This window comes from Dapis hubbardiae BLCC-M172 (genome assembly GCF_050016015.1).
In the GTDB taxonomy this organism is placed as follows: Bacteria; Cyanobacteriota; Cyanobacteriia; order Cyanobacteriales; family Microcoleaceae; genus Trichodesmium.
The window spans coordinates 1-10875 of record NZ_JBNHEQ010000173.1 but is presented as its reverse complement, the minus strand read 5'-3'; the positions used below and the strand labels follow the sequence as shown (position 1 = coordinate 10875).

The 10875-nt window shown below is 33.3% G+C and carries 8 protein-coding genes; 6 read left to right on the top strand and 2 right to left on the bottom strand.

Annotated elements, in window-relative coordinates; genetic code table 11:
* The 4 genes from ACP6PK_RS15735 to ACP6PK_RS15720 all read left to right on the top strand — a co-directional run.
* On the top strand, positions 1-2097 hold a 2097-nt coding region (locus ACP6PK_RS15735), incomplete at its 5' end, for a glycosyltransferase family 2 protein (protein WP_426560654.1).
* A gap of 1274 nt (positions 2098-3371) precedes the next feature.
* Positions 3372-4166 (top strand): radical SAM protein, encoded by a 795-nt coding sequence (locus tag ACP6PK_RS15730; protein ID WP_094674237.1) that lies wholly within the window; start codon positions 3372-3374, stop codon positions 4164-4166.
* Positions 4167-4205: 39 nt separating this feature from the next.
* Positions 4206-4838, top strand: a complete 633-nt coding sequence (locus ACP6PK_RS15725; RefSeq protein ID WP_426560652.1) for a 4Fe-4S single cluster domain-containing protein — start codon at positions 4206-4208, stop codon at positions 4836-4838.
* 161 nt (positions 4839-4999) lie between these two features.
* On the top strand, positions 5000-5512 hold the full coding sequence (locus ACP6PK_RS15720; RefSeq protein WP_094674233.1) for a DUF3122 domain-containing protein: 513 nt from the start codon (positions 5000-5002) through the stop codon (positions 5510-5512).
* A 152-nt stretch (positions 5513-5664) separates the two neighbouring features.
* On the opposite strand, the gene ACP6PK_RS15715 is transcribed toward ACP6PK_RS15720, so the two are convergent.
* Together ACP6PK_RS15715 and mnmE are read right to left on the bottom strand one after the other, a co-directional pair.
* On the bottom strand, positions 5665-6078 hold the full coding sequence (locus ACP6PK_RS15715; RefSeq protein WP_426560650.1) for a hypothetical protein: 414 nt from the start codon (positions 6076-6078) through the stop codon (positions 5665-5667).
* Between the two features lie 332 nt (positions 6079-6410).
* Positions 6411-7802 (bottom strand): tRNA uridine-5-carboxymethylaminomethyl(34) synthesis GTPase MnmE, encoded by a 1392-nt coding sequence (gene mnmE, locus ACP6PK_RS15710; RefSeq protein WP_426560648.1) that lies wholly within the window; start codon positions 7800-7802, stop codon positions 6411-6413.
* Positions 7803-8297: 495 nt separating this feature from the next.
* Here mnmE and ACP6PK_RS15705 point away from each other — a divergent pair, with 495 nt between their 5' ends.
* Together ACP6PK_RS15705 and ACP6PK_RS15700 are read left to right on the top strand one after the other, a co-directional pair.
* Entirely contained in the window at positions 8298-9602 is a 1305-nt protein-coding gene (locus tag ACP6PK_RS15705; protein WP_426560646.1) for a hypothetical protein, read from the top strand.
* Between the two features lie 292 nt (positions 9603-9894).
* The gene (locus ACP6PK_RS15700) at positions 9895-10446 is read left to right on the top strand and encodes a DUF2062 domain-containing protein (protein WP_094674223.1); all 552 of its coding nucleotides are present in this window, start codon (positions 9895-9897) and stop codon (positions 10444-10446) included.
* Positions 10447-10875: the final 429 nt, after the last annotated feature.

Genomic DNA, 10875 nt, shown 5'->3' with positions numbered 1-10875 from the left:
AGACAGCAGGAAGTAGGAAGTAATCAAATTTTAACTTCCGACTTTTCCCAAAACTCCCCAATAGGAAATAGACAGCAGGAAGCAGGAGAAAATTTTCAGAAAACAGGAAGTAGTCAAAATTTAACTTCCGACTTTTCCCAAAACTATCCAATAGGAAACAGACAGCAGGAAGCAGATAAAAATATTCAGGAAAGAGGAACTAATCAAAATTTAACTTTAGACTTCTTGTCAAACTCTCCCAGAGTAAATAAACAACAGGAACTAGAAAAAAATACTCAGGAAAAACAGAGTAGTCAAAATTTAACTTTGACTTTTGCAAGAGGTCTAATTAAATATGTATATAAAGAAAATCAAGGAGCATCAATTGCTCGAAATTATGGTATAGAAATAGCTCAGGGAGAATATATTGCTTTTCTCGATGCAGATGACTTTTTTCTACCCGAAAAATTAGCCGAACAAGTTGTATGTTTTGCAGAAGATTCAACTTTAACGATGGTGCAAACTGGGTGGAGATTTGTAAATGAAAAAGGTCAGACTATTAAAGATATAGAACCGTGGAAAAATGCTGAAGAATTAGACTTAGAAAATTGGTTAATGTGGCAAGCGACTTTGCCTAGTGCGATGATGTTTAAAAGTGAATGGTTAAAGCTGAATGGAGGGTTTGACTCGCGATATATTCCAGAAGATTTAGAAATAGTTTTGCGGTTAGCTTTAACTGGGGGAAAAGCTACTTGGTTACGGAAAGTTTGTGTCTGTTATCGACAGCGGAATAGTAGTGTCTCTGGTTTGGATAACCGACAAAAAATTACTCAGGAATTAGAAAAATTATTAGATGAATTTTTCCAGAAACCTAATTTACCTACTGCGATACGCCAAATAGAAAAACAGATAAAATATAGGTCTCTACTTTGGAATTGTTGGCGTTTATATAAAGCTGGTAATTTCTCAGAAATGGCAACTTATTTGCAGAAATCTTTGAGTTATACTTCCGACTCTCCCACAGCAGCAATTTGTACTTGGATAGAATTATTTACTAAGCTAGATAGTCAAGAAGGAAATCAATTTAATGCTTATCATTTCAGTCAGTTACCAGAATGGAAAAAATTAATTAGTAATATTTTTAATCCAGTTGCGCCGAGAGTAAGTGTAATTATTGCCACCTACAATAATGGTCACTATATTTTAGAGGCGATCGCTAGTATTTTTAATCAAACTTATACGTCTTACGAAATAATAGTTATTGATGATGGCTCTACTGATAATACTCGTCAAGTTTTAGAACCTTATCTAGATAAAATTCGCTATGTTTATCAAGAAAATAAAGGAGTATCCCACGCCCGGAATTTAGGTTTAGAAATGGCGCGGGGAGAATTTATTTCTTTCCTAGATGCTGATGACTTTTTCTTACCAGATAAACTAGCAAAACAAGTAGCTATTTTTGATGCTCGCCCCTCTCTGGGAATTGTGCATAGTGGATGGCGTTTAGTTAATGAAAAAGGAGAGAAAATTTCTGATATAGAATTATGGCATGGTTCCCTAGAATTAGACTTAGAAACTTGGGTAGTTTGGAAACCTGTAACTATTTCTATGATGTTTCGTAAAAGTTGGATAAAAAGTGCTGGAGGTTTTGATACTCGTTGGCATCATGGAGAGGATATTGATTTAGTTTTACGTTTATCTATTAATGGTTGTGAGGCAGTTTGGTTGCCAAAAATTACTTATTGTTATCGTCAACATCATCGCAATGCTACTAGAAAATATAGTCAACAAGCTGTCAGTATGATGTCTGTTTTAGATAACTTTTTTAGCAGACCAAATCTATCAATATCTATTCGTCAATTAGAGGGAAAATCTCGTTATTATACTTTGAGTTGGTTAGGATGGCAGGCACATCGAAATGGGGATTTAATTGAGATGGGTAAATATTTAAGACAAGCTGGGAAATATACTCCTTTATCTATGACAGAAACTATTGAACATTGGGTGGATAGTTTTAACAGTCTTTATCAACAATATGGTTATGATTTTGATGTTTATGCTTTGACAAATTCGGATGTTTGGCAACAATTAATGTTAGATATGGTTATTACTATTTGATGGTGAGTTTTTTTCAGGTATTTGTTGATGGTTGACTATACCAAATTTTCATCTCAACATACTTCCATTTTTAAACTTATTGGTGTCTTTACTACTGATTCCTAACTCCTTCTTATCATTCTGACTCCTGACTACCAAAGATATGTAGCAAAACTTTTGATATTTGGTATTAGACCATTTTGAAAAAACAATGTTACGAATAATTTAGACGATTAAAAGACTTGATAATACCAATTTCATAAAATATTCCTACAGTCACGGCACAGGCAATAGGCAAAGAAAATAATAATAATCAAAAAGAGGAAAAAAGGTTGAATTTTTAGAATTTATGGGATTTATAAAGTTTTTTATTCTAGGAATAAATCACAACTTAAGATGTAACTGCCTTTTTTGAATTTGGTATTAAGATATATCCCTTTGACTAAAAAGATAAGTTATGCAGCTCAAAAATGGTATCGAAGCCATTCCCATACGACTCCTGACTCCTGACTCCTGAGGACTAAGAAATGCCTTAGCTATTTGTAGCAAACATTTATCAAATTGGTATTACCTGTTGTCAGATGAGCTGTCGCTTTTTTCTAGGGTATTACCTAAAAAAAAACTAAGATTGCTACATAAACAGAACAATCGATTTTTAAATAGGAACATATAGCAGTCTAAGTCAAAATTAGTAGGTTTTATTGTTTCCTTTTACCTGTTACTTGTTGCCTCTTAGTTCAAAATGGATATCTACTATTTCTACTGCCCTAAACTATACTTTTATTGCTACTATACTTTTTTATGGTAAATAAGTTTATAACTCTTAACCTTCCAGCATTAATTCATTTAAGATTGCTCTTGTAGAATCAAATTTAGAAAAACCAATATTATTAATTTATGTAAAAAAAAAAGGATTTGTATAGTACAATACTTCAATAAATATTTGCCTATATAATAAATAATATAAAAATTAAGTTCATATTGAAGTTGGTCTCAAAAGAGACAAATGACAAATAATTAATTGGCAGCTATTAATAATGTTGAAAAATCCAATAAATAAACTGAAATATAGAACCTTGAACAATTAATTATTAATAATTAATAATTACCTCTTCTGTAATAGAAGGATTGGCGCTCAAGGATTTTTTTTTCTTCTCTTGGTTGATTGGATATGGCTAGGTCTCCTCGCCATCCCTTAACCGCTTTTTTCTCCATGAATGGAGAGGCTTTATACCTTAATTTTTCGGTAAATTTCATCAATAATTAATAGATACGATAATAAAAAATCAAATCAAATGATGACAAAATCAACTGATGAATTTATACCAGTTTATGGACCAGTAAAATCTTGGCGATATGGTCGCTCCCTAGGCATAGATCCCATAGGAAAAATTTCCACTTGTTCATTCAATTGTGTTTACTGTCAGCTAGGAGAAATCCAACAAAAAACAAGCGATCGCTTAATCTACGTTCCGACAGAAGAAATCTTATTAGAACTAGAAAAATTTGCACCGTGGGATGTAGATATTATTACTCTTAGTGGCAGTGGAGAACCGACATTAGCTCTGAACTTACAAGAGATTATACAAGAAACAAAAAAATTAACAAATAAACCAATTTTAGTATTAACAAATGGTACAACCTTAACCAATCCAGAAGTTAGATTAGCATTAAATTTAGCAGAGAGAGTATCAATCAAAATTGATGCAATTAATCAAAGACAACTACAAGGAATTAATCGACCAGCAGAAACATTTAATCTCTCAGATATCTGGGAAGGAATACAAGAATTTAGAGAAAAATATCAAGGTAAATTAGCTATTCAAACAATGATATTATCTCCATGGAATCCTCAAACAAGAGCCGAATATATTAACTTGATAAAATCTCTAAAACCTGATGAAATTCAACTCAACACACCTACGCGACCTAAACCTTTAAAACATCAACTAGATGCCAGGGGAAACCATACAGAATTTCACCCTTATGCAGTACAGAAACTCAAGTGTGTTAATCAAGATATTTTAGAAGAATTTGCAGATGAAATTTACAAAAATACAAACATTCCGGTTCGTTATAAACAGAAATAGTATTCAGATTTTTTGATAATAAAAAAAAAGGAGTCAAATATGAGTAACCTAACAGCTAAATTATCAACAACAACACCAGTACAAATTCCACCAGGATATTTGAATATTATGGGTTATGTGGATGAGTCAGAAGTAAATGGTCCTGGTTGTCGTGCGGTAGTATGGATACAAGGCTGTAAAAAGGGATGTTCTGGCTGTTTTAATCCCGATTCTTGGTCTTTTGATATTAACCAATTAATAAGTATTGAAGAACTAGCAAATAAAATATTAAATAATCCTCGCAACACAGGAGTTACCTTTTCTGGAGGAGAACCTTTTTTACAAGCATCAGCACTAGCAGAATTAGCAAAAATATTAAAATCTAGAGGTTTAAATGTAATGTCTTTTAGCGGATTTACCCTCAGAGAATTACAATCAAAAAATGCTCCCGTTGGTGCTAAAGAATTATTATCTCAATTAGATATTTTGATTGATGGACCTTTTGTCGAAACCTTAGCTATTCACTCTCCTAATTCTCTAGTTTCTTCCAGTAATCAAAGAGTCAGAGTATTTAATCCAGTGTTAAAAAATCAATTAAATTGGGCAAGCGATCTCCTAGAAATTCATGTACTGAAAGATGGCAGTCGGATATTTACTGGTTATTGGGGACAGTTAGGTTTAGGAGAGAATTAATCAGTTATCAGTTAACAGTTAACAGTTTGGTTCCCAAATGAAAAGCCTCCTGGAAAAGAAATGCTAAAAGCTAATAGCTAGTTAAGGCTGTAGGGACGTTGATGCAACGTCCCTACAGAAATATAAAAACATAAATAATTAACATTAAGCAAGTTAATTAAATGATTAAACAATTTTTCTCGCAAATTATGTTGATAATTGGATTAGTTTTCCTGATATTAGTTTATCAAGGTAGCTTTAAACTTAACTCAGCAAATGCTCTAATTCGAGAAATAGAAGAAACACCTGCTCAAATAGTTTATCAAGTCAAACATACTTTAAGAGACGAAGAAAGAAAACCTTGGCAAGTAGTATTTTATAAACGTTTAAAATCAGGTGAATTAGATACTATTAATCTGCGCCTAGTAGGTTTTCCTGGCACTGTAGAATTTACTCATCCACAACCTTTAAAAATTAGTTATGGTCAGAATAAAATATCCCTAGCTAGAGATAATTTTGCGGAAAAAGCACCAGCTACTAACGTGGGTGAGTATCAATTTCCAGAAGTTTTGTTTGACCTCGAAACAAATGCTAAAATTTTTCTATCTTTACCCTTAAAAACTAACCAACCAGCAAAAATCAAAATACCTTTTCCAGTCTTGTTAGAATGGCAAGAAGTTATTAGTCGCAAATAAAAAATATAGCAATCCTTACTAGCTATTGAAAGTCTGTCATTATGCAATAAATCTATCTGCTCAATGCTAGAATCTCAAACATTAAATTGGATTGCTATATTTTAATTAATTTAGTAGGGCTTTGGTAACCAAAATCCTGCTAATTATAATTATTACCTTTTCTTGATATTACGAGCCATGTCCCGGAACATATTCATACCAGAATCAGGAGTACGAGATATTACAGGCTCGAATTGAGGAGTAGGAGTTTCTGCAGGAGCAGTTTCTGCAGGAACAGTTGCTGTAGGAGGAGTTGCTACAGGAGGAGTTGCTACAGGAGCAGAATAGGAAACAGGTTTTGTTTCTGCTCCAGTTTCTCTTATTTGCATAGAAGAAACAGCCTTTTCTGTCTCTCCTTCTATCAAATTAATTTTACCTGCTGCTTTGGGATAGCTCCTCTTAACTGTCTTAGATTTCCGCATAAAATCTACATCACCTAGACTACTTGCAGCATCTTGATCTAGGAAGAAATCTTCCTTTGGTTGATTATCGCTTCCTCCAAACAATCCTCTAATAAAGCCAGTCATCTTTTTCTTCTACCCTTATTTTTGTGTTTCTTTTGTTATGTTATGTAAAACTTTATCACAATTTATCATAAATTGTCATCAAAATTCTCATAATTTTCTCAGGGCTACGCGCAAGTCAGAATTCAGAAGTCAGAAGTCAGAAGTCAGAAGTAATCCCTAACTCAGTTTGAGCATTATCTTTAGCCAAATAGCAGGAGGCCAAACTTTGAAAAATGGCGTTGCTGAAGCGCGGGTATAATTTTCATGGTTTTTGTAACATTCTTTTTTCATCCATGGTCTGAAAGGAGGTAAATATTTATAATTCATATCTAGATTATGCAACGGCTGAAAAATTACTTTCCAATACAAAAGCGACTAAAAATTTTATCCAAAACAGATTCCGTTACATCCTCACCAGTAACCTCTCCCAAAGCATAAATTGCTCCCCTTAAATCTATAGTCCAGAAATCTAGAGGTAAATTATTTTTGATAGTATTTAAACATTGCTCCAAAGCCACCTTTGCTCTAGTTAACGCTGCTGCTTGCCTTTGATTAATAGCTAAATCTAAATTTTCTGCCTGCACATTACCCAAATTTACAGCATCAATAATCGCTGCTTCCAGTTCCTCAATCCCTTGATTATTAATAGCTGCTGTAGTCACAACATTTTTAATAGTTTCTGGATAAAAAATCGACTTAATTAATTCTGACTGAACCAAGTCAACTTTATTAATTATTAGAATCAAAGAACTATTTTTTAAACGATTTTTTACCTGTTGATAAATAACTTCATCTAACTCCGTCCAACCAGCTTTACCGTCAATAGTCAATAAAACAAGGTCAGCAGATTCAGCAGCCCGGCACGATCGCTCCACCCCAATTTTTTCCACCCGATCCTCAGTTTCGCGAATACCCGCCGTATCCAAAACCTGCACCGGAATACCACCCACCACCAACTGAGACTCCACCACATCCCTAGTTGTACCAGGAAGATCCGTCACAATAGCGCGATCGCTACGACTCCAAGCATTTAACAAACTGGACTTACCCACATTCGGACGTCCAATAATAGCCACCTTCAAACCAGTCCGTAACAACTCCCCCCGACTTGCCGTTGCTAATACCCTTGACAAATCCACCAAAATACTATCCACTTTTTGACTAATCTCAGATTCATTCAAAGGCGGTAAATCCTCCTCAAAATCAATCCTGGCCTCTATTTCGGCCAAAATATCCAGACAACCAGCTCTTAACTGACGAATTGGACTAGCTAACTTACCCTGTAAACCTGCCAAAGCAACTTGAGCAGCAGCAGGAGATTGAGAACCCACCAGATCCGCAACACTTTCAGCCTGAGTCAGATCCAATCGTCCATTTAAAAAAGCTCGTAAAGTAAACTCTCCTGGTTGAGCTAGTCGCGCCCCCGCCTCAATACATAATTGTAATACTTCTTGTATGGCAATAATTCCACCATGACAGTGAAACTCTACTACATCCTCACGAGTATAAGAACGAGGAGCATTCATAATTAATAATAAAGCTTCATCTATTAGTTGGTTAGTTTGGGGATGACGAATATAACCATAGAGAATGCGATGAGTCTCCCAAACCTGTTTCCCCGGTGCATGAAATAGAATTTTAGCAATTTTCATCGCCTCAGAACCAGACATCCTGACTATCCCCACACTTCCTTGTTGGGGAACAATAGCAGTAGCGATCGCGGCAATAGTATTTCCAGGAGTCATTTCAGTTATCAATTATCAATTATCAGTTATCAGTACCTCTTGCAATAGGGAGAATGGAGATACTGAATTTAATTTTTTTCTGTGAGAACAATTATAGCAACAACAATCATTAGAATATTTATTTTACCACAATCTATGATAATTAATGTTGTCGAAGATCGACAAATTTCAACAATACTTTTGTCGATTTTAACTCAATTTATGCTGAATATATTACCCTACAATAGTTTTTGAATTTCTCAAAAAGTTGTCGATCTTTACTGTCGATATCGACAACTTTTTTTCTTTGCCTATGTTATGGTCAATAATCAGGTTATTAACAATCGTATTTTTACTGAGATATGACTATATGAAATTAAAATGCTTTGTAACTCAATAAAGTTGAGAGACAAAAATTTTTATTTGATAAAGCGACAAATCTAATGATTAACTCGCGGATTATTTCTACCAAGCTGCACTAACAACAATATTATTTTTTCCAGGAGGCATATATCCATGAAATATCAAAGTCAAAAAATCATCACTACATATTCCGACAAGCAAAAAATAAGTGTAGAAGAACAAAAGATTTATCATCACTTTTTAGAACTGGTTTCAACAGAATCCATCGATAAAATTATTGAGCGATTTCGGATACTATTTATTCAATGTTCCCCATACCAAACTCCAGAAATATCGACAGCGCTAAGGAAAATTATAGAATTCCCAGAATGCCAAGAAAAATTCAATTATATCTTGAATCGTTGCTGTTATATATTGATAAATCATCAGCAACTACCTCAAGACAAACAAAACGCTTTAAAAAAACTAATGACTTTCTTTAAACAAGCGAGCGATAAATCTGAATCTTCCTATTATACTTCTCGCCACACAAAAAAAATGCTAGAACTTGTCAGAAATTTTACTCATAGTCAACAGTATTTGAGCTTAAAACGTATAGTAGAACTAATGAATCTATCATATAAAAATGATAGTAATAACAATTTCAATCAACCTTTAGAAAATCTCCATTACCATTATCCATATTTATATAAATATTTATTGATTAATCCAAATAGTAGTAAAGAACATCAACAAGTAATCAGAAAAATGCAAATGCAAAAACAGAAACAATATGAAATTAATTTATCCCATTATGTTACTCAACAAGCCCGACTACAGCTTAGTAAACTTAAAAGCTCTATAGTTACTAAACAATTACAATCCGTTAAAAATCCCACCTTATTATCAAATGACGAACTCTTATTATCAATCAAACAATTTGTAGGTAAAGTAGAAGGTAATGAAACTTATAGAAATTATGCTAAACGGTTTTTAGCTTATAGCACATTACCCATAACATATCACTGTTTTAAAGACAATTTTTATGAGTACCTAATTACATCTTTTGATGTTGCCCCTCATCAAATTCGAGTTCAGCTTAAAGATAAACTATACAAATATTTACAAACCATGATGTCTGATAGTGATGATGAGCTATTAAGTGAATTTTTAATGATTAAGACCTGTCATAAATTATTAAGCTTTTTTATTTTGCGTAATCAAAAGCAACCAGAACATTTCTTATTTATTAATCTGATTAGTAATTTGGGACCCGTAATAACAATAGGACTACTACTAAAAATCCTATTAGTATGTCAATTAGTTAGACCAAACTTAGAGAAACGATTTGCAATTTTGTTTAACCATTACAAATTTTCTACACAAAAAAAATCTCAATGGTTAGTTAAAGCATTAGAGAATATGCAAATAGCCCTCAGTACAAATTTTGGTACAATAGATATTTCTTTCTTTTATTAGACAGAAGCGTGAAAAAGATATAAACTTTTTGCATATAGTAGGCAACAGTTCATTCATTGATAATTGATAATTATTTTTGTTTTCGGCTGTCGCCGATATGAAAAGCTTTTCGACTATTGCCAACATATTTGTGGAACGCAATATTCATTATCAATGATCTATTATTTAGGAGAGGCAATAAAGCCGGATTGATTAATTATCAATTATCCATTATCCATTATCCATTGGTTAAGAGGGTAGCTGTTTGGTTAAAGCTATATATAATATTTAGAAAAAGTAAACTTATTTGAGTATGTTCAAAAATATCTCAGAAATTCCTCAGCAACTACTACCTAAGCTAAATACAGAAAAATCTCCATCACAAAGAAATAAACTACCCCATTTGCATAGATACGGGCGATATTTATACTGGCGCTTTATCCGAATGCGGGGGACTCCCGAATATATTGCTAGAGGTTTAGCACTAGGAGTGTTTGCTGGATTATTTCCTATCTTTGGTCTGCAAACCATAGTTGGTATAGCACTAGCGACCCTATTCCAAGGTCATAAAATTGCAGCAGCTGCTGGTACTTGGGTAAGTAATCCCTTAACTTATTTACCAATATATGCAATTAACTTTCAAGTTGGTCGATGGTTACTTAACTGTCAACAAGAGTTTGTACCTGAAAGTATATTTTCATTTTCAGAGTTAATGCAATATGGAACTCAATTTGTCATGTCTCTGTTTTTAGGTTGTTTGGTAATGGGTATAATAGGAGGAATATTAAGTTATTTTGTGGGGTTAAAACTAATCCGTTGGTGGCGTAGAGAGCGCCGAAAAAACTTAGGGAATAATCTATATTAAATTCAGTTGTTTGGAAATTTGTCTAGTGATTTTATTGACACAATATAATCTGATGGATAATTGATAATTAATTGAATCTAGGTTGAAAGCTTCTCCCAATAATGGGGGTTGCACATTTCAAGAATGATAATAGATTTTCAACTGTATATAATATATATAGCAATCCTATTTTAGTTGTAATATTTTCCTGGTAGTTAGGAGTCAGGAGTCAGGAGTCAGGAGTCAGAATTTTCAAGGTTTTTAGCCCAAATTAACTATTACAAAAATTGTTACGACCTATTTAGGATTGCTATATATTAAGAAAAGAATTATCTAAGAGGTTGAATGTATCAGGAAATATAAAAAAAGAAGATAGGGAACACTTAACTGGGAACAGGGAATAGGGAATAGGGAATAGGGAATAGGCAAAAAAACAATTATTTGTTATCA

Bases quoted from the DNA above. Each gene is read 5' to 3' on its own strand.
- ACP6PK_RS15730 (WP_094674237.1), top strand. From the start codon at position 3,372: ATGATGACAAAATCAACTGATGAATTTATACCAGTTTATGGACCAGTA.
- ACP6PK_RS15725 (WP_426560652.1), top strand. From the start codon at position 4,206: ATGAGTAACCTAACAGCTAAATTATCAACAACAACACCAGTACAAATT.
- ACP6PK_RS15720 (WP_094674233.1), top strand. From the start codon at position 5,000: ATGATTAAACAATTTTTCTCGCAAATTATGTTGATAATTGGATTAGTT.
- ACP6PK_RS15715 (WP_426560650.1), bottom strand. From the start codon at position 6,078: ATGACTGGCTTTATTAGAGGATTGTTTGGAGGAAGCGATAATCAACCA.
- mnmE (WP_426560648.1), bottom strand. From the start codon at position 7,802: ATGACTCCTGGAAATACTATTGCCGCGATCGCTACTGCTATTGTTCCC.
- ACP6PK_RS15705 (WP_426560646.1), top strand. From the start codon at position 8,298: ATGAAATATCAAAGTCAAAAAATCATCACTACATATTCCGACAAGCAA.
- ACP6PK_RS15700 (WP_094674223.1), top strand. From the start codon at position 9,895: ATGTTCAAAAATATCTCAGAAATTCCTCAGCAACTACTACCTAAGCTA.